We start from the raw sequence: 25,413 nt of genomic DNA on the forward strand, positions 1-25,413 counted from the left end.
AAATGTTGTTAACAATCCTAACAGTTCACGTGCCTTGTAGGTGTCAGCGATTCTCCTTAGGCTCTGTTACTGAGGAACGAGCAAAAGCCCAGATCCGGCCCAAGGTAGAGTTCTTATTCCATGTTATCAGGAATCTGTCCCGTCACCGGAAATTGCCATCAATGACTGCCAGCAAGACCGAGACAATCATCAGCAGGCATATTGCAAAGTTGAAGGGGGATAGTCCTGTTTTGTTCCAGGCTTTGGTATCTACATACCTGTAAAGAAACTGACTCATGACTGTTCCTTTTGATGATTGCGCGTTTCCGTAGCCATAGACACTGGCTGTCGCTTGCTTGACCCTTTTTCTTTTAGGGGATCCAGTACTTTAGAGTATCGTGACTACCTGCTCTTTTGTGTTTGCCTAAACAGGCCGTGATTGCGCAACATTTGCTTTAACGTTGCCTGCCCTGGTTGGATCGCTAGACAGTATCTCCTCTTTCATTGGCCAACGGTAAGTTGTGTGCGTTCCCAATATACGTCTGTTAGCCGCCAACTGTTCTCGGGGCGAGGTTAATGACTTAAGCGCACAGGGCGAATAGTTTAGGGAGGTCTAAGGGCTGCTCAATCTCTGCCAAGGCGATGAGGGCGAGATTTGTGGTTTCTTTTGGGGATGCTGTTTTCAGTGAACGCTTGATCTCTCGCTGGCCGATGATGGGGCGGAGGTCATCTGGTACGCGCTTGCGTATCCAGTCGTTGGGGCTATTGTTTCAGTGCAATGGTGAGCACATTTCGAAACCCACAAAAAATCTCCCGTGCACCTGTTTAAGATACCAGAAATATATTTAAATTATTGATCGTGGGGTGATTCGTTAAACTGGAAGGCCATTCTAGTAGAATGGTGCCGAGGAGAGGACTTGAACCTCCACGCCCTTGCGAGCACTAGCACCTGAAGCTAGCGTGTCTACCAATTTCACCACCTCGGCAGGTGATTCACAGGAAGTCTGATGTTCGAAAATCAGAGTCTTCTGCCGTCAGTTAATGTTGCTCTCAACCGATGGCGCGTACTTTAATGATTCGCCGAAAAACTGTCAAATACTTTTTCAAAAGGCTGATAGGTTTACTTGCCTTCTTTGACGCCGCAAAGGAAAGGGCTACGAATATGCCCAAGTGTAAATACTGATGCGCTTTCTACCTGCTTTATAAAGCCTGCGTATCAGGCAGTTTCGGCGAACCGGCGTTATACTGTTATGCTAACGCCCATTGACTCAATACAGTTGTGCCGCTGAGGCACAGATAGCAAACAAGGATCCGAATGGTTTCCAGTAAGAAGACCTCCAACGACCCCCACGCCAAACGTGAGGCCCAGAATTACGACAACCCGATTCAGAGCCGCGAGTTCATTCTTGCGCACCTGAAGGATCGGGGTGCGCCGGCCACACATGAAACCCTGTGCGAAGAACTGGGGCAGTCGTCAGAAGAGAGCATTGAAGCCCTGCGCCGCCGCCTGATTGCGATGTGCCGCGACGGCCAGCTTATTTGCAACCGCCGCAACGCTTTTTTGCCGATCGAAGAAGCCGACCTGGTAAGTGGCCGGGTGATTGGCCATAAAGATGGCTTCGGGTTTTTAACACCTGATGGCGATGGCACTGACCTGTTTTTGACCGCGCGCCAGATGCGCCAGGTGTTTCACGGCGACCGTGTGGTTGCCCGCGTTGACAAAGTAGACGATCGTGGCCGCCGTGAGGGCGTGATTGTTGAGGTGTTGGAGCACCGCACCACGCAAACCGTCGGCCGTTTCTTTAAAGAAAGCGGCATTATGTTTGTGGTGCCTGAAAACGCTCGCATCAACCACGAAGTATTGATACCGGATGAGATGGCCGGTGCGGCACGTCATGGCCAGTACGTGGTGGTCAACATCATTCGCCAGCCCACCCCGCGCAGCCAGCCCACTGGGCGCGTCACCGAAGTGCTGGGCGAGCACATGGCTCCGGGTATGGAAATTGACGTGGCGATTCGTGCCTACGACATTCCCCATTCGTGGCCAGATGCGGTAGGTGAGCAAACCGCGGCCATTTCCGAACAGGTCACCGATGCTGACAAGCGCAACCGCGTGTGCATTCGCGAGTTGCCGCTGGTAACCATTGACGGTGCAGACGCGCGGGATTTCGACGATGCCATTTATTGCGAGCCGCGCCCGCGCGGTGGTTATCGCTTGCTGGTTGCTATTGCCGATGTGTCGCACTATGTGCGCCCGGGCTCAGCGCTGGATGACGAAGCGCTGAATCGCGGCACCTCAGTGTATTTTCCAGACCACGTAGTGCCCATGCTGCCGGAGAAGCTGTCCAACGGTTTGTGCTCACTGAACCCGGAAGTGGATCGCCTGTGCATGGTGGCAGATATGACGATCAGCGCTGCCGGCAACATCAGTAGCTACACCTTCTATCAGGCGGTAATGAACAGCCACGCGCGGCTGACTTATAACAAGGTCAGCGATATTCTGGAACACCCCGAATCCCCTCGCGGTATCGAGCTGAGTAACCAGTATTCCGCCGTGTTGCCCGAGCTGCACAATCTATATGACCTATATAAACTGCTGCGCAAAGCGCGTACCGAGCGTGGTGCCATTGATTTTGAAACCACCGAAACCCGCATTGTGTTTGATGCCGAGCGCAAGATTGAAGAAATCGTGCCAGTGCACCGCAACGACGCCCACAAAATTGTAGAAGAATGCATGCTGGCGACCAACGTGGCTACCGCGCGCTTCCTGAAAAAGCACAAAATGCCGGCGCTGTATCGGGTGCATGACGGCCCATCGGAAGAACGCCTTGGTTCCCTGCGGCTGTTTTTGGGCGAGCTAGGCTTGCAGCTTGGCGGCGGAGACAAGCCTACGTCGGCTGATTACCAGAAACTGCTGGGCTCTATCGGTGAGCGGCCTGATGCTCAAGTGATTCAGACTGTCATGTTGCGCTCCCTGAGTCAGGCAGTTTACAGCCCTGAGGAAGCCGGCCACTTTGGCCTGGGGTATTCGAGCTACGCACACTTTACTTCGCCGATTCGGCGATATCCGGACCTGATCGTGCATCGGGCAATTAAAGCCTGCATTCACGCAGATCAGCCAACGAAAGACGTGATTGCGCCAGACCAGGTAGACGCGGAACTGGCGAAGTATCCGTACGATTACGCCCGTATGGAGAAGTTCGGTGAACATGCGTCGATGGCCGAACGCCGCGCTGACGATGCCACCCGCGACGTAATGGCTTGGTTGAAGTGCGAGTTCCTTAGTGACCACGTAGGTGAGGAATACGACGGCGTCATTGCGGCTGTTGTCGGTTTTGGCTTCTTTGTAGAGCTTGCCGACATCTATATCGAAGGCCTGGTGCACGTGTCGACGTTGAATGGCGACTACTTCCAGCACGATCACGCCAAGCACCGGTTGATTGGTGAGCGCACGGCCATCAGCTTCCGCCTCGGTGATGAAGTGCGTGTCAAAGTGATGCGTGTGGGTATGGAAGATCGCAAAATTGACCTGGAGCTGGTAAGCACGCCAAAGCGTCGCCAGGCCGACCGCGATGCGCTTGGAGTGAACAGCCGCGGCGGTCGCGATGGAGTTAAGAGTGACAAAGGTGGCAAAAAAGACGGTAAAGCGAAAGGCGAGCGCAGTAAGCGCGGTAGCAAGTCTGATAAGCCATCTGCAGGCCGCGGTTCTAAATCCGCAGGCCCGAAACCGGGTCGTGCCAAGCCGGCCGCCGGCTCCGCGCGTGATCAACTGGCTGCCGATGCGGCTCGTGCTGCTGGCGGCAAAGCTTCGGCAAGCGACGGCGATGCCAGTGGCGGCGAATTGCGCAAGCCGCGCAAGCGCAGACCCAAGAGCTAGCGAGCCGAGCTGACCTATAGTCTTTCGCTGACCACCACCTTGCCGACTTTAATGGGCGCGCAAGGCGGTGGTAGATCTACCAAAACTTTTTTAGCAGGAAATACCGTCAGTGGCAGAGCAATTTGTATTTGGCTGGCATGTCGTTGAAGCCATCTTAAAGCGTGAACCCGAGCGGCTACTGCAAGTGTGGATTCAAACCGGTCGCCAGGATAAACGGGTAAAAAGCACCACCGAACTGCTGGATACCCTGGGTGTATCTTGGGAGATTGTGCATCGCAAACTGCTGGATAGCCGCGTTGCCGGTGTCCATCAAGGCATTGTTGCGTCGGTCAGCGAAAGCCGGGAATGGAGCGAAGACGACCTGCTAGCGTTGCTGGCAAACTCTGAAAAGCCGCCGTTTCTGTTGATTCTGGACGGTGTTACCGACCCCCATAACCTGGGCGCGTGTATGCGCACCGCCGATGCAGTCGGCGTGCAGGCGGTGATTGTTCCGAAAGATAAATCCGCCACGTTAACGCCGGTTGCCCGCAAGGTTGCCTGCGGCGCGGCGGAAACCGTACCTTTTGTACGTGTTACCAATCTGGCACGCCTGCTGCGCACCTTGCAAGAGCAGGGCGTTTGGTTGGTCGGCACCGCGGAGGAAGCCACTGCTACCTTGCATCAGGCCGACCTGACAGGCCCGCTGGCGCTGGTGATGGGCGCCGAAGGCAAGGGTATGCGGCGGTTGACCCGTGAGCATTGTGACCAATTGATCAACATACCGATGGTGGGCGACGTTGAAAGTTTGAACGTGTCTGTTGCCAGTGGTGTGTGTCTTTATGAGGCCCTGCGCCAGCGTTCTGCTAAGGGTTAGCCGCGGTAGCTTATCAATCCTTGCATACCTAGCGACACCCGCCTATAGTACCTCACCCCTTTTCCGGGGTGGTTTTTTATTGCTTCAACAAAGGCAATGCATTACCTCGCCAGCGCCGGCAAACGTCTTTCCGATAAAGAGTTTCGAGCCTGGCAAAAAAAGCGGCAGTTCTGCTGTCACCTCCTTGCTTTTATGTTGTGCGGCATTGATGGCGTTTACGCCGGCCGCAAATCTAGAGGCTGTTCAATCCGTAGGGAGAATTCATGCGTCACTACGAAGTTGTATTTATGGTACACCCGGATCAAAGCGAGCAAGTGCCCGCTATGATCGAGCGTTATACCAGCCTCATCACTGAAGATGGTGGCCAGGTAGATCGCTTGGAAGATTGGGGCCGTCGTCACCTGGCATACCCGATCAACAAGATTCACAAAGCTCATTACGTGCTGATGAACATTCAATGTTCGCAGACCGCGATGGACGAGCTGACACATAACTTCCGCTTCAACGATGCCATCATGCGTGAGCTGATCCTGCGTCGTGATGAAGCTGTTACCGATATGTCTCCGATGAAATCGGCAGAGTCTCGCGAAGACCGCCGCCCAAGTGGAGATGATCGTCCGCGCCGTACAACTGAATCTGACGAAAGCCAGAAAGTTGACGACACAGACGAAGAAGAGTAATTAACCGGAGTTAAGGAGTTACGTTATGGCTCGTTTTTTCAGACGTCGCAAGTTCTGCCGGTTCACGGCAGAAGGTGTTAAAGAGATCGATTACAAGGATCTGGACACCCTGAAAGGTTATGTCACTGAAACAGGCAAAATCGTGCCTAGCCGCATTACCGGCACCAAAGCACGTTATCAGCGTCAGCTGGCCACCGCTATCAAGCGCGCCCGCTTCCTGGCACTGCTGCCGTATTCGGACAGCCACGATAACTAAGAACAGATGAACAGGACTTGGGACCATGCGTGCACTGGCACAATTTGTAATGCGCGGTCCCCTGCAGGCTAGCGTGGTAGCGGCTTTAACGACGGCTATACCTCTGCTTTTCTGGGTTGGCACAGCGGTTGTCGGGCTTGTTATATTACGGCTTGGCATTCGTCAAGGGCTGAACGTTGGCCTTTGGGCATTGCTGCCGGCACTGGGCTGGAGTTGGTTTGGGCAAGACCCTACCGCTCTGGCCGTGTTGCTGGAAGTGATGCTGATGACAGCTCTGTTGCGGGTGACTTCGTCGTGGGACAAGGCTCTGTGCGGCGGTACTTTTCTGGCGATTGTGACCGGATTGGTTCTACCGCAGCTGTACCCTGGCCTGATGGACATTCTGGTGCAAACCGGAGTTCAGTTTTACGAGCAATACAACGCTGAGGTTGCGCAGGCGCTGGGTAGCAACCTGGAATCTGTGATTCGGCAAACCATGAGCGCCAGTATGGCGGGTACTTATCTGGCTTTGGCCATAGGTATGACCCTGCTGGCCCGTGGTTGGCAGGCAGCACTGTACAACCCTGGCGGTTTGCGCACAGAGTTTCACGGGCTGCGCCTGTCGCCGATATTTGCGGTTGTGTTTGCTGTCACCATGGTGGCTGGTCCCGTATTGGGGTTGAACACTGTGCTGCTGGCCTGGGCTGCGGGAACTCCGCTGTTCCTGGCCGGGCTGGCGCTGATTCATGGTGTTGTAGCGCGTAAGAAACTGAACCGCCAATGGTTGGTGATGTTTTACATTGCGTTGGTGTTGCTGGGCCCAAGCCTGATGATTCTGTTAGTAGTTCTGGCTTTTGTGGATAGTTGGCTGAATATTCGGGGGCGAATCAACCCTCCCGGACCGGTCGTATAAAGCACGAAGAGGTTAACGAGATGGAAGTTATTCTGCTCGATAAAGTTGCAAACCTGGGTATCCTGGGTGACAAGGTTAACGTGAAATCCGGTTACGGCCGTAATTTCTTGTTGCCTTATGGCAAAGCGGTTCCGGCCACTGAAGCCAATTTGAACGCGTTTGAAGAGCGTCGTGCCGAGCTTGAAAAAGCCGCAGCTGAAAAACTGGCTGTTGCTCAAGCCCGCGCCGAAAAGCTCGAAGGCGCATCTTTCACCATCAGCTCTAAAGCGGGTGATGAAGGTAAGCTGTTTGGTTCTATTGGTGTGCGCGACGTGGCTGATGCCATCACCGCTTCCGGTACCGATGTAGAAAAGAGCGAAGTGCTGCTGCCAGAAGGCCCGCTGCGGGCTGTTGGCGAGTACGAAGTTGCGCTCAAGCTGCACAGTGATGTTCACATAACCGTTAAGCTGGCGGTTGTTGCCGAGTAATTGGTAGCAGTTCAGCATCAGGCAATAATGATCAGCTCTGATCTTTATTGCCGCATAGCAGGCTCGGAACGGTAGCAATACGGTTTCGGGCTTGCTGCTTTCTGGTATGCTCTAAAGTCCTGTTTCCTCTCCCATTGCCACTGAGCATTCGTAAGCCGTCCGCCAGAGCAGTGGTCAACTGAAGACGTGTTCATGGCAAAGCCGAATCTTAAGTCCGCAAACAGCGATCCAGAAACCAGTCGAATTAAAGTGCCGCCGCATTCTTTGGAAGCGGAGCAGGCCGTGCTGGGTGGGCTAATGCTGGACAATCGCCGCTTTGATGAAATCTCCGAGATGATTTCGGCGGTGGATTTTTATCGCCAAGATCATCGGTTGATTTTTGGCGCGGTGGAACGCCTGGCCAGTGAAAACGAGCCGCTAGACGTTGTTACTCTGGCCGAATTTCTGGAGCGAGCCGGGGATATCGAGCACGCTGGTGGTCTGTCGTATTTGGCTGAGCTGGCCGAAAAGACCCCCGGTGCAGCGAATATCCGCGCCTACGCTGATATTGTTCGTGAACGTTCTATTTTGCGCCAGTTGGTGGAAGCATCGGGTAAAATTTCCGATTCGGCGTTCAACCCATTGGGTCGCAACAGCAGTGAGATTTTAGACGAAGCCGAACGCACGGTGTTCCAGATTGCCGAAGCGCGGGTTAAAGAAGGTTCTGGCCCTAAGGGAATTAATCCGATCCTTACGCAAACCCTGAGCCGCATTGAAGAGCTGTTCGAATCTGGCGAGCAGACCACCGGCTTGACCACGGGTTTTCGTGATTTGGATGAGCGCACTTCGGGTATGCAGCCCTCAGACCTGATTATTGTTGCCGGGCGGCCGTCCATGGGTAAAACCACGCTCGCCATGAACATCGTCGAAAACGCCTTGATTTCAAGTGGCCTGCCCGTGTTGGTGTTCAGCATGGAGATGCCAGCGGACGCCTTGGCCATGCGTATGCTGTCATCGCTTGGGCGCATTGATCAAACCAAGGTGCGTAATGGCAAGCTTGAAGAAGATGACTGGCCCAGGTTGACCTCGGCGGTGAGCCTGCTGAAGGACAAACCGCTTTATATTGACGATACCCCCGGCCTAAGCCCAACCGAGCTGCGCTCGCGGGCGCGGCGCATTGCGCGGGAGAATGGCGGCAAAATCGGGTTGATCATGGTGGATTACCTGCAGCTGATGCGGGTGCCCGGAAACACCGAAGGCCGCACCGCGGAAATCTCCGAAATTTCCCGCTCACTCAAGGGCATCGCCAAAGAGCTGAGTTGCCCGGTTGTTGCACTGTCGCAGCTCAACCGCAGCCTGGAACAACGCCCCAACAAGCGGCCTATTAACTCGGATTTACGTGAATCCGGGGCTATCGAGCAAGATGCAGACGTTATTATGTTTGTCTATCGTGATGAGGTTTATAACGAAGATACTCCAGATAAAGGTGTGGCTGAAATTATCATCGGCAAGCAGCGGAACGGCCCCATTGGTACGATACGCTTGGCGTTTATTGGCAAGTACACCAAGTTTGAAGATCTTGCCCACGGTAATTATAGCGAGTATGGAGACGACTACTGATGCCAAGGGGCTCCTTTGCGCTGATAGACTCAAAAGCGCTGCAGCATAACTACAAGGTGGCCTGCCAGCGTTCTGGGCAGTCCAGTGCCATGGCGGTGATTAAAGCCGATGGCTACGGCCACGGCATTGCGGGAGTTGCGCGTGCCCTGGCTGCGGTGGCGCCCAAATTTGCGGTGGCGTGTATTGAAGAGGCCATTGCCATTCGTAATGCTGGCGTAGGTCAGCAGCCTGTGGCGTTGCTGGAGGGGGTTCATAGCGAGCAGGATCTGGCGACTTGCATAGAGAACAACTTCGAACCGGTGCTGCACTGCGACGACCAGTTGCAGTGGCTTGTGCGAGCGCCAGCTGCGCCGCGCATCTGGCTGAAAGTAAATACCGGGATGAACCGCCTGGGCTTTCATACCGAGGAGCTGGTTCAGGTCATGGCGACGCTTGCGCAGCACCAGCTGGCGTCAAAGGTGATTGGTTTTGTGACCCACTTTGCCTGTGCCGATGACGAACGCAGCACCATGACACAGCAGCAGACCGAGCGTTTTGAGAAGGCGATCGCGCCTTGGCCCGAGTTGCAGCGTAGCGTCGCCAATTCGGCGGCGTTGTTCAGGCCGGGCCAAAAGCTGTTTGGCTGGAGCCGCCCCGGCATCATGCTGTATGGCGCGTCGCCCATTGTCGGTACGTCGGCTGCGGAGCTGGGTTTGAAGTCAGTAATGACTTTACAGGCACCGCTGATCAGTACCCGCCTGTTGCAGCCCGGTGACAGCGTGGGTTACGGCGCAGACTGGGTGGCGTCCAAGCCGACACGCATGGGTATTGTCGCCTTGGGCTACGGCGACGGTTACCCTCGCCATGCGGGCACGGGTACCCCTGCTGCTATCCATGGCCAGCGCATACAGCTTATCGGCCGGGTGTCGATGGACATGTTGGCGGTAGATCTGAGCACGGCCCCCGCAGCCCTCAATGGCGACCCGGTAGAACTGTGGGGCGCAACGGTGCCGGTGGATGAGGTGGCCGGCCACGCCGGTACGATTGGTTATGAGTTGCTGACGAGCGTTACAGCCCGGGTACCTCGGCGCTGGTGCTAGTTTTACTTAACAGGATTGGAGGTAAAGAAGACCCGTGCATGTTCTGGTAGTTCACGATTACGGCCCCTTGGGTAGAGTATTACTGGAGCAGCTGCGCGCCACCTCTTTGCAGGTCAGCCCTTTGCTGGTGAGTAACACGGCCAGCGTGGATCTGGCAGCCCTGGAAAGCTGGGTTCCGGCGGATACGGACTTGATTGTCAATGCGCTTTGGCTAGCCGATCCGGAATCCGCCCAAGAACACCCCGATGACGTCAAGCGCTCAGCTTTGTCATTGCCTTTGGCGCTCGGCGAGTTTGCCCGCGATCGCAATATCGCGATGCTGCAATTGTCCACCTGCTATATTTTTGATGGCCGCAAACAGACGGCTTACATTGCCTCGAACCCCGGGCAGCCGGTGAACCAGCTGGGTGTTTGGCAGTGGGAGTGCGAGCAGGGCCTGCGTGGTTTGTTGACTCGCCACATTATTTTGCGAACAGGATGGAGCTTGGGGCGCTTTATACGGAAGGTTCAGGCTAGCACAGCCGCTGGCACCCGCTTGTCGTTGCCCGGCCGCTGCGTTGGTCAACCCTTGGCAGTCACTGATTTGGCACGAGTCATGCGGGCTATTATACAGCAGCTCGATTGCGGGGCTGAAGTGTGGGGCACTTATCAGTACGCCGGTTCTGAAGGCATCAGCCTGTATGAGCTGGGTTTGGCCATTGCCGGCTTGCCGGGTATTCCCGAGGATTTGCATCTGGTGGATGAAGTGGGCGGATGGGGTCAGTTGGAACCAATGAACACACGCTTAGTGTGTACAAAAATTCGTAACACTTTTGGTATCAAACAAGTCCCCTGGCGTGTGGGGCTGACGGATGAGCTGACTCTGCTAAAAGCGCCAGATCCGGTCAAATCTGCCAGCCCATAGAGGTGATTTTCTAGCGACAACCTTGGCGGGCAAAATCGCGAGTGACCAGTTGCAGGGCTTCTACGTCTAGCAGTTCGACTTCACGGCCGCGAGCTTTGATGATGCCCTGATTTTGGAAGCGGGTGAATACCCGGCTAACCGTTTCTACCGCAAGGCCCAAAAAGTTCGCGATATCATTGCGCGCCATCGGCAGGCTGAAATTAGTGGGTGACATGCGTCTGCGCTGAAAGCGGCTGGACAGCGACAACAACAGAGCTGCAATACGCTCCTCCGCGGTGTTCTTGCTCAGCAGCATGGCTAGCTGGTGACTGTTTTGTATCTCCTGGCTCATCAGGTGGTACATATGGTGCTGAAGCTCAGGCAACTTACGTGTCAATTGCTCCAGTTTTTCGACTGGAAATTCGCATACGCTGGTGCGCTCAAGTACCTTGGCGGTGCAGGCGTAGTTGTCGGTTGCCATGCTGTCGAGCCCAATCAGCTCGCCAGGCATGAAAAAACCGGTAACCTGTTCATCTCCGCCTTCGGTAATAATCGAGGTTTTTACTGACCCGCTACGCACCGCAAAGCACGATTTAAAAGGCGTGCTTTGGTCAAAAATATGTTCGCCCCGATTGAAGATTTTGCCCTGCAGAACAATGTCTTCAAGGCGCTCCAAATCATTCTCTTCCAGTGCAAGGGGCAGGCAAAGATTGCTCAAACTACACTTGTTACATGTAGCCTTGAGCTGTGAAGCAACCTGATGGAGTCGAATTGCTTGGTTCATAGCAGATGGCCCGTCAAATTTGATCTATATCCAGTCTCAGCTTATTACGGATCAACCCATTTGCCAATGGCGTTTCGGGTCGGTCTTTGCTAGAGACGCTCAAATATCAGCGATGCATTGGTGCCGCCAAAGCCAAAGCTGTTGGACATCACCGCGTTAAGGGTGGCTTCTTGGCCCGCCGGCCCCACAATGGGCAGGTCAGCAATGGCCGCATCCAGCTCGTTCAGATTTGCGGTTCCGGCGATAAAGCCGTTTTGCATCATCAGCAACGAGTAAATGGCTTCCTGTACACCGGCGGCGCCCAGCGAATGCCCAGACAGTGACTTGGTAGAGGAAATTGGCGGTATTTTGTCAACGAAGGTGTTGCGAACAGCACCCATCTCCGCAGCGTCGCCAACCGGGGTGCTGGTGCCGTGGGCGTTGATGTAGTCAACTCTGCCATGCATGGTTGCCATGGCTTGCTTCATGCAACGTTGGGCGCCCTCACCGGATGGCGCAACCATGTCATAGCCGTCTGAAGTGGCACCGTAGCCGGTCAGCTCGGCAATAATGTTGGCGCCGCGCTTGCGGGCGTGCTCCAGTTCTTCCAGTACCAGCATACCGCCGCCACCGGCAATCACAAAACCGTCACGCTTGCTATCAAACGGCCGCGACGCAGTTTCCGGTGCATCGTTGTATTTCGTAGACAGGGCACCCATGGCGTCAAACATCATGGTCAGGCTCCAGTCTTCTTCTTCACCGCCGCCGGCAAAGACAATGTCTTGCTTGCCCAGCTGGATTTGTTCCATAGCTTGGCCAATACAGTGCGCGCTGGTGGCGCAGGCCGACGATATGGAAAAGTTCACTCCGCGAATCTTGAAGGCGGTCGCCAGGCACGCAGAGACAGTGCTGGCCATAATGCGCGGTACCATATAAGGCCCAATGCGCTTTACGCCTTTTGCGCGCAGAATATCAACGGCTTCCGCTTGGCTTGAGCAAGACGCGCCACCAGAGCCGGCAATCAGCCCGGTGCGATCGTTTGACACCATGTCGTCGGTCAAACCGGCTTGGGCAATGGCCTGCTGCATCGACAAGTAGCTGTACATGGCCGAGTCAGCCATAAACCGACGTACTTTTCGGTCAATTACAGTGGTGTCGACATCCGGTGCGCCACAAATCTGGCTGCGGAATCCCAGTTCTTTGTAGGTTTCACTGAAGCGGATGCCGGATTTTCCAGTTTTCAGGCTGTTGGTAACTTCGTCCAGGCTATTGCCCAGGCAGGAAATAATTCCCATTCCGGTGACGACGACGCGTCTCATAAAGTTCTCCTTACCGGCGCCAGGAACAGGCGCTTGTGTTGCGTTGTATAAATATGATGGTAAAGCTTTTTATCAGTATATTGTATATGACCTTGGTTCAGGCGTAGATGCAAATGTGACACTAATGTTTGCGGTTACGTCGGGTTTTCGCTTTCTTTTTGCCGTCTGCGATTGCTTTTTCTGCATCCAGTAAAGCTTGAACTTCGGCTTCAGCTAGAGCAATTTCGGTTTCGTGCTGGATCAGGCGCGGTGTTTCCAGAGAAATGCGACCCAGCTTGCCGGCGCGGAATTCGTTCAGCAACACCTCCGACACTTTGTGTAAATCCGGTATGCCGCCGCGCCCAAAAAACCGGCGTCTGGCCGCAATGGCGTCCATTGCGGCCAGACCGTCAACCGGCAGCGGGTCCAGTCCGTAGCGGCTGGTCAGGAATTCCGGGTAATGAGCCAGCAAATACTCGGCGGTAAACAGCGCAACGTCTTCAAAATCCAGTACAGCGCTGCGAATAGCGCCGGTAACCGCCAGGCGATAACCACAGGCCGCCGGTGAAAGCTTGGGCCACAAGAAACCGGGGGTATCGTATAGCAAAATGTTATTTGGCAATTTAATCGCTTGCTGAGCTCGGGTGACTGCCGGCTCGTTACCGGTTTTTGCGGCAGGTCGTCCGGCCAGGGTATTGATCAGGGTAGATTTTCCGACGTTAGGAATGCCTAGAATCATCACCCGTAGCGCGCTTTTCTGGCGATCGTGATTCGGTGTGAGCTGTTCGGCCAGGTTAAGAATGTCCAGCGCTTCGCTCCGCTGATTGTGGGTCAGAGTGATGGTTTTTACACCGCGCTCCCGTTCTAGCCAGCTTTGCCACTGCCCCGTCACATCGGGGTCGGCCAGGTCGCGCTTGTTAAGCACTTTAATCAACGGTGTATCACCGCGCAGCGCAGGCACCAGAGGGTTTTCGCTGCTAAAGGGAATGCGGGCGTCCACCACCTCGATAATCAGGTCCATCTGCGGCATGACTTCTTTGATCTCCTTGCGGGCTTTGTGCATGTGCCCGGGAAACCAGTTAATCGCCATTGTGCTACTCCCGCTGCCCGTAAACGCGCTGAATTCAAAACGCGCTGGTCAGTGTGTGTGAATAAAAAGAGCCGCCATTATGCAGCAATTTCAGCGCAATACCGAAAGTCGAAGACCAAACTTTCATATTTGCCTGAAAATCGCCTTAATGTTGGGCTGGAAGCCGCTTTGGCGGCTATTATTCGAAATAAACAGTCATTATGGGGTGCTACTTACCCACATGATGCTTTAGGGTGTGTGAAATTATTCAAAACGGAGAGCAGTATGAAATTGATAAAAGCACTGGGGACAGCACTGATTGCGGTAAGTCTTTCGGCGCCGGCATTGGCGCAACAGGCGAATGCCCAGCCCGACCGTATAGATCAGTTGGCGCAAATGGTTGGTTTGAACGACGAGCAACAAGAACAGATCCGCGGCGTATTTGACGAATTGCAGGGTCAAATTATAGATCTGCGCCAGCAGGCGCAAACGCTTCAGCAGCAGTTGCAAGCCGAGGTAAAAGCAGATTTCAGCGAAGATGCCATTCGCGAACACGCGGAAGAGCTGGGTGATGTAACCGGTGAGATGGCAGCACTGTCTGCCCTGATGCAAGCGAAGGTAGAAAGTATTTTTACAGATGAGCAGCGCAATGAGCTGAAGATGCAAATGCAAAAAATGCAGCAAATGCAACAGCAGCGTCAGCAGGGCGGCCAGTAAATACAGCCCCGCCAACAGCGGTGAGATGCCAATGCAGGTGCTCGGTCAGCTTACGAATTTGACCGGTATCTGCAGGGCGTTGACTGGCTTGGATTCTGCCGATATCGTTTCTATTGATGCAGGAACTGCTGGCACCGCTAATCCCAAGTTGTTCTTGTCAAACACTCGATCTGCACGGTAGCTTGACCGCACTAAGGGGCCTGATGGCACTTCCATAAAGCCCTTGGCCAGGCCAATTTCCCGGTAACGGTTGAATTCTTCCGGGGTGACGTAGCGCATCACCGGCAAATGGTTCGGAGTAGGGCGCAGATACTGGCCCAGCGTCAGAATATCCACGCCCACCGCCAGCAAGTCATCCATGGTTTGTTGAATTTCTTCGTCGGTTTCCCCCAAGCCCAGCATTAAACTGGTTTTTGTCAGTACGTCCGGGCGGTATTGCTTGGCATGCTTCAGTACGCTTAGAGTCTTCTCATAGCCGGCTCGCGGGTCGCGTACCGGGTGAGTCAGGCGGCGAACGGTTTCGACGTTCTGGGCGAATACATCCAGTCCGGAGTCTACAACCTGCTCTACGTGCTGCATTACCGCATCAAAGTCCGGCGTGAGTGCTTCCACTCTGACTTCCGGCGTGCGGTGCTTGATGGCCGACACACAGGCGGCATAATGGCCAGCACCGCCGTCGGGCAAGTCGTCGCGGTCAACCGATGTCAGCACAATGTATTGTAAGCCCATCAGTTCTACCGATTTTGCAGTATTCTCGGGTTCGTCTTTATCTAGCCAGCCGTTGGGGTTGCCGGTGTCTACTGCGCAGAATTTGCAGGCACGTGTACACACCGAACCCATCACCATGATCGTTGCCGTGCCGTTGGTCCAGCACTCACCAATATTGGGGCAGTGGGATTCCTGGCACACGGTGGCAACCTTGTGGCTTTTCACATTCTGTTTGACCGCCTCGTAGCGCTCACCACCGGGCATACGTGCACGCAACCACTTGGGTTTTGGGTCGTTGCTGACGCCTTCGTTGGAAACATTGCGGCTTTGCTTAACGCCGTCCTTAATAGCAGAAAAGCCATGTTCACTGCGGAACTTGGCGCCACTTGCCACACGGGGCTTGGTGTTTGCGGTCATGGATGCGGAGCTCTCGTTCTGTACAAAAGACTTTGGTTAGGCGTAAAGGGTAAAGCCGAGGCGCGCCAGATACAAGAACAGTAGGGATAAACACGGGCACGGTATTGGCACCCAACATCTGCGCTACCAAAACAAGCCGGTAGCGCAGATTGCTGGAGTTCTTAGCGAACGGCGGCGTCCAGAGCCTGGGCGACATCAGCAATTATGTCGTCAATGTGCTCAATACCAATCGACAGGCGCACCAGGTCTTCACTCACACCTGCAGATTTGAGCTCGTCCGGGTTTAGCTGGCGGTGAGTGGTGGTTGCCGGGTGGCAGGCAAGGGATTTGGCGTCGCCAATGTTGACCAGGCGTAGCACCATGTCCAGCGCGTCGATGAAACGTGCGCCGGCGTCTCGGCCGCCTTTAATACCGAAGCTGAGAATACCGGAGGCTTTGCCGCCGCAAATTTTTTCGCAGGTGGCGCGGAACGGGCTGTTGGCCAGGCCGGCGTAGTTAACCCATTCTACAGCCGGGTGATCCTGCAGGAACTGAGCGACTTTCTGGGCGTTCTCGCAGTGGCGTTCCATCCGCAGAGCGGCGGTTTCAATGCCCTGCATGATCAGGAACGCGTTAAACGGTGACAGTGCGGCACCCGTGTTGCGCAGTGGAATTACGCGGCAGCGGCCAATAAACGCTGCCGCCCCTAAGGCCTCGGTGTATACCACGCCGTGATACGACGGATCTGGCTCGTTCAGCATCGGGAACTTGTCGGCGTTGGCTTTCCAGTCAAATTTGCCAGAATCCACCACAACGCCGGCAACGGTGGTGCCGTGGCCGCCCAGATATTTGGTCAGCGAGTGAACCACGATGTCTGCACCGTGTTCGATAGGGCGGCATAGAAAAGGTGTGCCAACGGTATTATCCACTATCAGCGGCAGGCCATGTTTGTGGGCTATTTCAGCCCAGCGCTGAATGTCCACAACGTTGCCGGCCGGGTTGCCGATGGACTCACAAAACAGGGCACGAGTGTTTTCATCAATGGCTTTTTCTACCCCATCAAAGTCATCGTGGGTGAGCATTTTACAGGTAATGCCTTGGTTCGGCAGGCTGTGGGCAAACAAGTTGTAGGTCCCGCCGTAAAGCTGGCTGGTGCTAACAATGTTATTGCCCACGGTACAGATGGTTTGCAGGGCATAGGTGATGGCAGACATACCCGAAGCAACTGCCAGCGCACCAATGCCGCCTTCCAGCTGCGCCATGCGCTCTTCCAGCACCGCATTGGTGGGGTTCATAATGCGGGTATAAATATTGCCCTGCACTTTCAGATCAAACAGGTCAGCGCCGTGCTGAGTGTCATCAAAGGTATAAGAGGTGGTTTGATAAATTGGCGTGGTTGCAGCTCTGGTGGTGGGGTCGCTTTTGAACCCGGCGTGCAACGCTATGGTTTCCCGTTTCATAACGGCTCATTCCTTTTGGTTATAGAAAGTGGATATGTGCAGTCTCGCAGTATGCCACAGTCACAACCGGTTAAAAGAACCACCTTTCGAATTAGAAATTCTAAGCTAATGCGCGATCAGTCGTCCCAGCGCGCGGGGTCGTAAGAGAACACCGGCAATGACCACCTCCAGCGAATAGCGGACATACGCAAGGCCAGGCCAACGCTGAACGCCGCCAGCAAACTGGTGTCGTGGTGCACCTGTTTGTGTTGCATATAAAGATAGAGCAGGGCAACAACTAAAGACACACTGGCGTACAGCTCGTGGCGCAAAACCTGAGGCGTTCGGTTGCAAAGAATGTCCCGCAGTATGCCGCCAAAAATGCCGGTGATCAGGCCTGCCATAATCACAACCGGGATCTCGTAATCCAGCTTCAGAGCCACCTCGCAGCCGATAATGGTGAAGGCGATCAGGCCGAGGGAGTCTAGAACCAGAAACAGTTGATGCAGGCGCCGCATATAGCGGGCGATCACCATGGTAAACAAACCGGCGCCGACGGTGATGTAGATGTAGCCGGGGTGCTGGGTCCAGTTAATCGGGTAGTTGCCCAGCAACATGTCTCGCACCGTACCGCCACCCAGAGCCGTAACAAAGGCAATCAGCGCCACGCCAAACATATCCATGTTTCGCCGACCAGCGGCAAGCGCCCCAGACATAGCTTCGGCGGTGATGGCAATCAGATAAATCGAGATGAGCACACACAATTCCTATGCAGCGGGGCGCCCCATTATACAAGCGCTGGCATGGCGAGAGGGGACAGATTTCAAATCTGTCCCCTACTTAAAATTTGTCCCCGATTTGTGAAAAGGCTGGCCGATGGGGAAGAGAGTGTCGTAAGCCGAGGTAAAGGCAAAGGCGTACAACAGATAAAACGCCATAAAACCCAAGTCTATAACCAGAGCTTCCATCAGGCTTACATTTAATATGCGAGATACAATCGGCAGGAAAACGATCAGCAGACCCAGCTCAAAACCAAAGGCGTGAACAACTCTCAGCTTAACGGATTTCTTGGGCGTGCCGGCGTACTTCAGCAGTGCGTGATCAAACAGCAGGTTGTAAATGTAGTTCCACACGGTAGCGATGGTGGCACCAACAGCGCCTAGCAAACCGATGTCCACCATGGAGTAGCCCAGTACACGTGTGCCAAAGCTGATAACAACGATCAGGCCAATCACTTCAAAACTGACCGCTTGGCGAATACGGTCTGGCGTGGTGCGCATCAACAAAACTCCGTTGCAGCGGGCCGTCCCGAATGCTGTGTCCCCAAATGGGCGAGGTCGTCCTCGTGATGTTTGCAAAAATACGATTATGTCCGCAAACCTCTCGCGGACAAAAAAAAGACCTACAGCGCTAACTGTAAGTCTTTGAAATCTGGTAGCAAGGACTGGAATCGAACCAGTGACCCCAGCATTATGAGTGCTGTGCTCTAACCAACTGAGCTACCTTGCCAGCGCGCCATCAACGATGGAAGCGGCGCGTATAATAAGTTTCGCTGCCGAATGTGTCAAGGGTTGGGCGTTAGATATTTCGAGAAAATTCGAGGATATGGCCTTTAAACTGCTTCTCAAGGTAGTCGGTATGCACGGGTTTTGTATGGCTGTTACTGAAGCCGTGCGCGGCCAGCTTCACGCTGATTTTGGTTTTTCGACCACGGCCCGGATCTACCAGAATTACGTCGCAGCGGGGTTTGGCGTGATTGATAATAAACTCGGCAAGTAACTGAACGTGCTCGTCTTCGTACAACAGATCACTGCCGATAATCAGGTCAAAAAGCCCCAGTTCACTGCGGTCGTCGGCCCAGTCTGCTCGTTCAAACGCAATGCTTTTGCCGTGATTCAACAGAGTGTTGCGAGCCAGAAAGTGTTCAACTTCGGGGTGATAGTCGGTCGCCGTGATGTCGGCTTGGCGCCCGTTGAGCAACAGGCTTGATAGCGCTATACCGCAGCCGATTTCCAAGATGCGTTTGCCCTCAATCGGGTAGTCCAGCATATGGTTTGCCAGCACTACGCTAGACGGCCACAACAGGCCAAAAATTGGCCAGGCCGCAGAGGAAATACCCAGGGCCTCGGCCGCGCCCTCGGGGTCGTTAAACTGTTGATTGTCGCGCAGGGTGCACAGATGGATATCAGTATTACCGACATCGATGGTTTGGTAACGCAGGCGCAAAGGAAGACTATCCATTATGGGTTAAAAGCTCTTTTCTGGATGACCGACACCTGTGTCTGATTACGGCCTGATGTCTTAGCGCTGTAAAGGGCTCTATCAACGCGCTCAATCAAATCGGCTAATGCTTCCTCGGGCTGCAATTCGCCCAAACCGATCGACACGGTGACGGGGCCTACGTTTTCGTGATGTTGGTTCTGCACGGCTTGCTGGCAACGTTCGGCCAGCGGCAGTCCCTGGTCTAAGTCGCAGCCACCGAATATAAGCAGAAACTCTTCACCGCCCCAGCGTATCACGGTATCGTTAGCCCTTAATGAAGCAATCATCGTGCTCGCAACAGCTTTGAGAACTGTATCGCCGGTGGCATGTCCCCAATTGTCGTTAACTTGTTTGAAATGGTCGATATCAGCCAACGCGATCGACATAGGCAGTTTGGACCCGCGGTGCTGCATGTAAGCTTTTTCCAGCGCTAGCTCTCCGGCTGCTCGGGTCAGGGCGCCCGTTAGCCCGTCAAAGCGCACCATTTCACGGAACGTCTGTTCTTCCAATACTCGAGTCGTCAGGTCGCGAAATATACTCACGTAATGACTGACATTATTCGCTTCATCGGTCAGCGGCGTTATCGTCTCGTTACAGTAAATCAGCTCGTTATTCTTGCCGCGGTTAACAAAAGTCCCCTTGTAAGAACGGCCCTTCTTCAGGGTGTCCCACATGTCCTTATAAAATTCAAAGTCCTGTTCTCCAGAATTGAACATGCTCGGATTTCGACCCAGTACCTCCGTGAGCCCGTACCCGGTGATTGTCTCGAAGGCTTTGTTAACAAATTCGATGGTTCCATGGCTATCGGTGATAAGCACGCCATCATCGGTAGCGTTGATTACGTGGGCAAAGAGCTGCGTTGTTTTCTGCGCGGCTATCAGGCTGCTGATGTCCCGCTGTAACGAAATAAAATGCGTAATCTCACCGGCTTTATTGTGTACAGGAGAAACGTTCCACTCGACTGTGTACGGGCGACCATCTTTGCGGTAGTTAACCGTCGTACCTTGGAAATGGGTGCCGCTATGAAGGCAATGGCGCAGTTTGTCAATCACATCAGGACTGGTTGCTGGCCCTTGAAGAAGGCGCGGGTTTCGTCCGAGTAACTCTTCTTCGTTGTAGCCCGTCATCCGCAGAAAGGCCTGATTTACGAAGACAATACGGTGACCAGCTTCGCCAGAGTTTGCGTCTGTTAGTAAAATAGCGTTGTAAGACTGTTCAAGCGCAAATGCGATGACGTTCGGGTCGGTGTGGTCAGCAATTGTATTCATATCAGGGGCAACATTTTGCGTGAGTTGATTGTTGTATGAGGCCGTTGTTGCTTGCAACCGCACTTGGCCTGATTTCGCAGAAGGCGGCTTTATGTCAGCGCCAATGTTTGAATGTAACAAAAAATCAGTCAGGCAGTAGGGCCGACCTCATTTTTTCAGCACTCAGCGGCCTCGAATACCAGAATCCCTGAGCGATATCGCAACCCTTATTTTTAAGGAAATCCCGTTGCAATTCTGTTTCTACACCCTCGGCAACGATTTTCATGCCAAGAGAATGGCCAAGGGCAATGATGGCTTCGATAACGGGTTCGCTGTTTGAATCAGTTATTTTGCTGACAAACGCCCGGTCGATTTTCAGCGTGCTGGCAGGTAGGCTGGATAGCTGGCTTAAAGACGAGTAACCCGTACCAAAATCGTCGATCGCAAGGCTGAAGCCTTCGTTATTGAGCGCAAGAATCAGCTCCATCTGTTCTTTAGTGTGGCTGAGTGCTGCCCCTTCCGTGATTTCAAGCTCAATGGCGGAGGCCGGCACCGAAAAAGTTTTTAGGGTGTTCAGTAGAGCGTCTTTGAACCCCAAGCTTGCCAGCTGCAGGGGAGAAATGTTGATCGCCATCGTTGGAACTTTCAAACCGAAATCGGTCCATTCACGCCACTGTCTGCAAGCCTCTTCGAGTACCAGCCTACCAATCTGGACGATCAAACCGTTGGCTTCGGCAAAGGGAATAAAGCGCGACGGGCTTACAGGGCCCCACTTTGGATGAAACCAGCGAATCAGGACCTCAAAGCTTTGAAGGCTATCGTCACTCAGGTTGTATTTAGGTTGGTAGGCCAGCTTGAACAGGTCATTATCCAATGCTAGACGAATTTCCAGCTCGAGGTCAGCAGCAGACTTTGTACGTTGTTCAAGCTCCTCAGAAAAGAGCTCCAATTCATGTCGCCCCCGTGACTTGGCTTCACGAAGCGCAGATTCTGCCCTCCGCATCAGGGATTCACTGGTTGTGCCGTTCTCTGGGCAGACGCTGATACCGGCGCACGCCGTTAAATTGAAGGTCCGTTGCTCAATGGCAAAGGGTTCAGATAAACGGTTCTGGAGTCTATGAGTCATAGATTTTAGGTCGTCGGCGCGGTTCGTATCATCTAGCATAACTATGAATTCGTCTGCATCGAGGCGACCGCAAAGGTCTTTCCGGGCCAAGGACGTGCTGATCCGTTCGCTTGCTATTTTCAAAACCAGATCGCCAGATGTATGGCTCAGGGTTTCATTGATGATATCAAAACAATCCAAGTTCAAGAGCACCACACCAAGCTGGCGCCCGCCGACGTTCAGCCTTTCGCTGAGCTGGTCGCTAAAACCTTTGCGGTTCAGTAGTCCGGTAAGTGGGTCATGTGTCGCTGCATAGGCCATCTGTTCTTTCGCGCGTATCTTTTCAGTGATGTCGACACCAAACCCCTGGAATCCCCAGTCTCCCAGAGACTCCCCGTTCTGCAACTGGCGAACGCGCCATTCGATCCAGCGGGTATCCCCACTGGGGGGTACCATTCGAATGCACAGTGTTTCAATGTCTTCCAGCGGCGTGCCATTCTGGTTAATGAGCTGGCGCTTTAAAAGTACACGGTCGTCAGAATGAAGCAGTTCCAGAAAGCTGGTGCTCAGCAACTGGTTACTATGCTGACACTTATAAAAGTGACACATGGCCGGGTTGATAAATGTGAGGCGCAGATTGCTGTCCAGACGGATGATCAACTCGGTTTGGCTTTCCACAATTTCACGGTAGCGCTGCTCTGCGGTGTGCAGTTTAAGCAGTGCGTTCTTGTAGTCAGTCAGGTCATGGCAGATACCCACATAAATTCGGCCAGTCGGTGTATCGGCACATCCTACCGACAGGTGCATTGGGAAAGTGGCCCCGTTACTCCTGAGACCTTCTACATCCCTGCCAATACCCATGATCTTGGCGTGCCCGGAGTGGTGATAGTTTTGCATATAGCCATCATGATGGGCCGCGAACTGGTCAGGCATCAGGCCTGAAATATTGCGCCCTATGACTTCGCTGGCAGGGTAGCCAAACAGTTTCTCGGCACCGTTGTTAAACGAACTGATCAGGCCTTTATCGTTGATGGCAATAATGGCATCAACTGCGGCCTCCAAAATGGCACTCTGGAGGCCAAAGGCCGTACGCAGCTGTTCAATGTCCAGGTCTTCAACTGCGTCAGAGCCGGGTAAGGTGCCTTTAGGCATTACAGTGCTCCGTTAGGCCAGGGAGGTTGGCAGCTGTTTTTCGAAAGCCTGGCCTCTTTTGCTTGTTTTAGAGGCGCTTTCCAGGCTTTCATCCGCCGCCTCCGCTATTTGGTTTATCTGTTGAGAGATTTCTTCGGCAACGTGAGCCTGGTCCTCAGTTGCGGTGGCCATTTTCTGGCTCATATCGTCAAAATGTAGGCGTCCACCCAATATTGATCATCGTTCTTGCAGCGGTTTTTCACAATACCCATCCAGCTCTTCCTGGCTGTCAAACAGTGCCACATGCGCTGATACACGGGAGGCAGCATGCCAGAGTGCCTTATAATGTTGTGTGGGCTGTCAATCAGCTTTTTCCTGGTGAAACCGCTGGTGGCTTCGAACACATCATTGCAGTATAGAATTTTGCCCTTGGCGTCTGTAGCGGATATGCGTCGCTGAGACGGGTCAAAGCTGCGCTGCAGTTCTGTCAGTTGAAGGTTTTGACGCATCGGGGCAGCGCTTTTGATTTGAGGGTAAAGTGGTATTATCGGTGTTTGGCCGAGGTATTGATAGCTTGCATGAGCGAATGGGCATTCAGTATTTTTTGGCAAAAATGCCAAAACCGAAGTAATTATTCTGTATTGTGCGATCGAATATCCTGACCATTTTTTCTGAAGATATGAATATGAAAAATACCGTCGTACTTATTTCATTGGGCGGCACCATCGCCAGTCTTCCAAGCAGTTCGGGAGGGGCGATTGCGGGTGCTCTTTCAGGTAAAGAACTGATGGACAAGTTGCAGATTAAAAGCGACGGTCCGGTTGAAGTGATCACTCTTTGCCAGAAGCCCAGCAATGCCATTACCACTGATGACCTGCTGCAGCTCAGAGTGTTGTGTCTTGAGTTGTCCCAACGTAAAGATGTGGCCGGGTTAGTGGTGTCCCAAGGTACGGACACCCTTGAAGATACCGCCTACTTCCTCGACACGAGCCTGGCGCTTGAAGATACCGCGCTTGTAGTCACCGGTGCTCAGCGCGTGCCCTATGCCAGCGGCTCGGATGCCGGCCCCAATCTTCGCGATGCGTTAAAGGTAGCGAATGCACCGCAGGCACGGGGCGCCGGCGCATTGGTGGTGTTTAATGAGGAAATTCATGCGGCAAGCTCTGTGCGTAAACTCAGCAGCTATCAGCTTAATGGCTTTGGTTCACCCGGCATCGGGCCGGTAGGGTTTGTTGATGGCGATGAGGTCAGGCTCACCAAGCGGGTGCAGCGCTTGAGCGCAATTGCGCCGGGCGAGCAGCTGCCGCGCGTGGATATTCTTCCGGTGGCGATTGGTGCATCGCCCGACCTGCTTGAAGCGGCGGTGGCCAGCGGTGCCCAAGGGTTGGTGCTAGACGCTGTCGGCCGTGGACACGTTCCGCCGAACTGGATGAAACCGCTGGGCGTTTTGAGAACCGCGGGCGTTCCTGTGGCGGTCGTGTCTTCCACCCAATGGGGCAGACTCGCAGAAGTCTATGAGTACCGGGGGTCATTGGCTGAACAGGTCTCGATAGGCGTGCTTAAAGCCAGTCACCTTAATGCTAGAAAGGCCCGCCTGAGACTTATGTGCGCCTTGTCGTGCAATATGCCAATCGATCAGTCGCTGTTTTCCTGACAGTCTGGCTGTAAAGTATAACGACTTTTTAATCGATTTTATCCCCGTATGGAGAGGCTTGGGCCCATGAAAGCACACCGGTCAACGTCGGTCGCCGCAAAGGCTGATCACGCTCCTGTGAAGGATACACCTGATGAAAAGGGTTCCCGTCACCACGTGATCTACCGGGCGGTCAGCGATGCAGTGATCGAACATCGGCTCAAGCCCGGTGCGCGTTTGCGTGAGGACGCTCTTGCGGAGGTATTTGGCATCAGCCGTACTGGCATTCGCAAGGTGCTGCAGCAGCTTGCTCTGGAACAGTTGATTACATTAACGCCGGGCAAGGGGGCAACAGTGGCACGACCCTCAGCCGAGGAAGCGCGGGAAATTTTCGATGCGCGGCGGATGATCGAGTGTGCCCTGATGGCTCGCCTGGCTGTCAGCATTACCACCGCACAGGTCGATGAGCTGCGCGCTATGGCTCAGCACGAGCAGCAGATTTTGCAAAGAAATGAGCAGAGCGCGGCGATCAAGATATCTGCGGCTTTTCATGGACGCCTGGCCGAGCTGGCGGGCAATCAGGCGCTGGCGCAGTTTGTCGCTCAACTATGCTCGCGTTCTTCATTGATTCTGGCAGTTTATGGTCGTTCGGGTGACCTGGGTTGTGATTGTCATGACCACAACCGACTGGTCGATCTGCTCGATACTGGGGACGGTGACGCTGCCGCGGCGTTTATGCAAAAACACTTATACGCGATCGAAAATTCGTTGTTTATTAGGGAAACCGAGGGCGAAACGCCGAATCTGCGTGATGTGTTTGGAGTCTATTAGGGAGACTCTGAATAAGTCTCAAGATTAGCGACAATACGGCCATCGTCAATCGCACAGGATTCGCCGCGACCATGGACCAGGTCACCTTCTTCGACGCCGAGTACCATACCAAGAAGCGCAAAACCCGTTGCTGGTTTGCAACTCTTTATGCAGACCTACTCCGCCTTGCCGGGGCTTATTTTCGCCATTCTAATAGTCCACCACTGCAGAAACACAAGAGAGAACAGGGTCGATGTTGCCTTTGCTTCG

26 protein-coding genes and 2 tRNA genes are annotated in these 25,413 nt (G+C 53.9%); 12 read left to right on the top strand and 16 right to left on the bottom strand.

Annotated elements, in window-relative coordinates; all coding sequences use genetic code 11:
- Positions 1-142 precede the first annotated feature (142 nt).
- The 3 genes from MRBBS_RS20205 to MRBBS_RS03910 all read right to left on the bottom strand — a co-directional run bounded on the left by MRBBS_RS20205 (position 143) and on the right by MRBBS_RS03910 (position 965).
- Entirely contained in the window at positions 143-277 is a 135-nt protein-coding gene (locus MRBBS_RS20205) for a hypothetical protein (RefSeq protein WP_014870119.1), read from the bottom strand.
- 283 nt (positions 278-560) lie between these two features.
- Positions 561-728: a DUF6538 domain-containing protein gene (locus MRBBS_RS20395; protein ID WP_413540184.1), complete on the bottom strand. Its 168-nt coding sequence runs from the start codon at positions 726-728 to the stop codon at positions 561-563.
- A gap of 150 nt (positions 729-878) precedes the next feature.
- Positions 879-965 (bottom strand) — tRNA-Leu (locus MRBBS_RS03910).
- 329 nt (positions 966-1,294) lie between these two features.
- On the opposite strand from MRBBS_RS03910, the gene rnr reads away from it, so the two are divergent.
- From rnr to MRBBS_RS03955, 9 genes are all read left to right on the top strand, one after another.
- Complete coding sequence (rnr, locus tag MRBBS_RS03915) at positions 1,295-3,856, top strand: ribonuclease R (protein WP_014870120.1); 2,562 nt, start codon at positions 1,295-1,297, stop codon at positions 3,854-3,856.
- A gap of 109 nt (positions 3,857-3,965) precedes the next feature.
- The gene (rlmB, locus tag MRBBS_RS03920; protein ID WP_014870121.1) at positions 3,966-4,709 is read left to right on the top strand and encodes a 23S rRNA (guanosine(2251)-2'-O)-methyltransferase RlmB; all 744 of its coding nucleotides are present in this window, start codon (positions 3,966-3,968) and stop codon (positions 4,707-4,709) included.
- 263 nt (positions 4,710-4,972) lie between these two features.
- Positions 4,973-5,389, top strand: a complete 417-nt coding sequence (gene rpsF / locus MRBBS_RS03925) for a 30S ribosomal protein S6 (protein ID WP_014870122.1) — start codon at positions 4,973-4,975, stop codon at positions 5,387-5,389.
- Positions 5,390-5,414: 25 nt separating this feature from the next.
- Complete coding sequence (gene rpsR, locus MRBBS_RS03930) at positions 5,415-5,645, top strand: 30S ribosomal protein S18 (protein ID WP_007348899.1); 231 nt, start codon at positions 5,415-5,417, stop codon at positions 5,643-5,645.
- Positions 5,646-5,670: 25 nt separating this feature from the next.
- On the top strand, positions 5,671-6,537 hold the full coding sequence (locus MRBBS_RS03935) for a hypothetical protein (RefSeq protein WP_014870123.1): 867 nt from the start codon (positions 5,671-5,673) through the stop codon (positions 6,535-6,537).
- A gap of 20 nt (positions 6,538-6,557) precedes the next feature.
- Positions 6,558-7,004 (top strand): 50S ribosomal protein L9, encoded by a 447-nt coding sequence (gene rplI, locus MRBBS_RS03940; protein ID WP_014870124.1) that lies wholly within the window; start codon positions 6,558-6,560, stop codon positions 7,002-7,004.
- A 192-nt stretch (positions 7,005-7,196) separates the two neighbouring features.
- Positions 7,197-8,603, top strand: coding sequence for a replicative DNA helicase (gene dnaB / locus MRBBS_RS03945; protein WP_014870125.1), 1,407 nt, complete (start codon positions 7,197-7,199; stop codon positions 8,601-8,603).
- Positions 8,603-9,682 (top strand): alanine racemase, encoded by a 1,080-nt coding sequence (gene alr / locus MRBBS_RS03950; RefSeq protein WP_014870126.1) that lies wholly within the window; start codon positions 8,603-8,605, stop codon positions 9,680-9,682. Before dnaB ends, alr begins: the two co-directional genes overlap by 1 nt.
- A gap of 34 nt (positions 9,683-9,716) precedes the next feature.
- Positions 9,717-10,586: an SDR family oxidoreductase gene (locus MRBBS_RS03955; protein ID WP_014870127.1), complete on the top strand. Its 870-nt coding sequence runs from the start codon at positions 9,717-9,719 to the stop codon at positions 10,584-10,586.
- Positions 10,587-10,596: 10 nt separating this feature from the next.
- Here the strand turns inward: MRBBS_RS03955 and fnr are convergent, their stop codons facing one another.
- From fnr to ylqF, 3 genes are all read right to left on the bottom strand, one after another.
- Positions 10,597-11,349 carry a fumarate/nitrate reduction transcriptional regulator Fnr gene (gene fnr / locus MRBBS_RS03960; protein WP_041635065.1) on the bottom strand — a complete coding sequence of 251 codons (753 nt, stop codon included), beginning with the start codon at positions 11,347-11,349 and terminating at the stop codon, positions 10,597-10,599.
- 89 nt (positions 11,350-11,438) lie between these two features.
- Complete coding sequence (fabB, locus tag MRBBS_RS03965) at positions 11,439-12,647, bottom strand: beta-ketoacyl-ACP synthase I (RefSeq protein WP_014870129.1); 1,209 nt, start codon at positions 12,645-12,647, stop codon at positions 11,439-11,441.
- Between the two features lie 121 nt (positions 12,648-12,768).
- Positions 12,769-13,716: a ribosome biogenesis GTPase YlqF gene (ylqF, locus tag MRBBS_RS03970; RefSeq protein WP_014870130.1), complete on the bottom strand. Its 948-nt coding sequence runs from the start codon at positions 13,714-13,716 to the stop codon at positions 12,769-12,771.
- A 264-nt stretch (positions 13,717-13,980) separates the two neighbouring features.
- On the opposite strand from ylqF, the gene MRBBS_RS03975 reads away from it, so the two are divergent.
- The gene (locus MRBBS_RS03975; RefSeq protein ID WP_014870131.1) at positions 13,981-14,412 is read left to right on the top strand and encodes a Spy/CpxP family protein refolding chaperone; all 432 of its coding nucleotides are present in this window, start codon (positions 13,981-13,983) and stop codon (positions 14,410-14,412) included.
- Between the two features lie 45 nt (positions 14,413-14,457).
- Here the strand turns inward: MRBBS_RS03975 and lipA are convergent, their stop codons facing one another.
- From lipA to MRBBS_RS04020, 10 genes are all read right to left on the bottom strand, one after another.
- Complete coding sequence (gene lipA, locus MRBBS_RS03980; RefSeq protein ID WP_014870132.1) at positions 14,458-15,537, bottom strand: lipoyl synthase; 1,080 nt, start codon at positions 15,535-15,537, stop codon at positions 14,458-14,460.
- 161 nt (positions 15,538-15,698) lie between these two features.
- Positions 15,699-16,976, bottom strand: a complete 1,278-nt coding sequence (locus tag MRBBS_RS03985) for an O-acetylhomoserine aminocarboxypropyltransferase/cysteine synthase family protein (RefSeq protein ID WP_014870133.1) — start codon at positions 16,974-16,976, stop codon at positions 15,699-15,701.
- 116 nt (positions 16,977-17,092) lie between these two features.
- Complete coding sequence (locus MRBBS_RS03990) at positions 17,093-17,713, bottom strand: trimeric intracellular cation channel family protein (RefSeq protein ID WP_014870134.1); 621 nt, start codon at positions 17,711-17,713, stop codon at positions 17,093-17,095.
- Positions 17,714-17,791: 78 nt separating this feature from the next.
- Positions 17,792-18,235, bottom strand: a complete 444-nt coding sequence (locus MRBBS_RS03995) for a PACE efflux transporter (protein ID WP_014870135.1) — start codon at positions 18,233-18,235, stop codon at positions 17,792-17,794.
- A 152-nt stretch (positions 18,236-18,387) separates the two neighbouring features.
- A tRNA-Met gene (locus MRBBS_RS04000) sits at positions 18,388-18,464 on the bottom strand.
- A gap of 69 nt (positions 18,465-18,533) precedes the next feature.
- A complete protein-coding gene (locus MRBBS_RS04005; RefSeq protein ID WP_041635067.1) occupies positions 18,534-19,196 on the bottom strand; it encodes a class I SAM-dependent methyltransferase in 663 nt (220 codons plus the stop codon).
- Positions 19,196-20,542 carry a PAS domain-containing protein gene (locus MRBBS_RS04010; protein ID WP_227497572.1) on the bottom strand — a complete coding sequence of 449 codons (1,347 nt, stop codon included), beginning with the start codon at positions 20,540-20,542 and terminating at the stop codon, positions 19,196-19,198. Before MRBBS_RS04010 ends, MRBBS_RS04005 begins: the two co-directional genes overlap by 1 nt.
- Positions 20,543-20,609: 67 nt before the next feature.
- Entirely contained in the window at positions 20,610-22,721 is a 2,112-nt protein-coding gene (locus tag MRBBS_RS04015; RefSeq protein WP_014870138.1) for an EAL domain-containing protein, read from the bottom strand.
- Between the two features lie 12 nt (positions 22,722-22,733).
- Positions 22,734-22,892, bottom strand: coding sequence for a hypothetical protein (locus MRBBS_RS19610; protein WP_187290772.1), 159 nt, complete (start codon positions 22,890-22,892; stop codon positions 22,734-22,736).
- A gap of 8 nt (positions 22,893-22,900) precedes the next feature.
- Entirely contained in the window at positions 22,901-23,209 is a 309-nt protein-coding gene (locus MRBBS_RS04020) for a PAS domain-containing protein (RefSeq protein ID WP_014870140.1), read from the bottom strand.
- A gap of 176 nt (positions 23,210-23,385) precedes the next feature.
- Between MRBBS_RS04020 and MRBBS_RS04025 the strand changes: the two genes are divergently transcribed.
- Positions 23,386-24,354, top strand: coding sequence for an asparaginase (locus MRBBS_RS04025; protein WP_014870142.1), 969 nt, complete (start codon positions 23,386-23,388; stop codon positions 24,352-24,354).
- A gap of 66 nt (positions 24,355-24,420) precedes the next feature.
- Positions 24,421-25,164 carry a GntR family transcriptional regulator gene (locus tag MRBBS_RS04030; RefSeq protein ID WP_041635068.1) on the top strand — a complete coding sequence of 248 codons (744 nt, stop codon included), beginning with the start codon at positions 24,421-24,423 and terminating at the stop codon, positions 25,162-25,164.
- Positions 25,165-25,413: the final 249 nt, after the last annotated feature.

Origin of the sequence: Marinobacter sp. BSs20148 (assembly GCF_000283275.1) — a bacterium.
GTDB classification, from domain to species: domain Bacteria; phylum Pseudomonadota; class Gammaproteobacteria; order Pseudomonadales; family Oleiphilaceae; genus Marinobacter; species Marinobacter psychrophilus.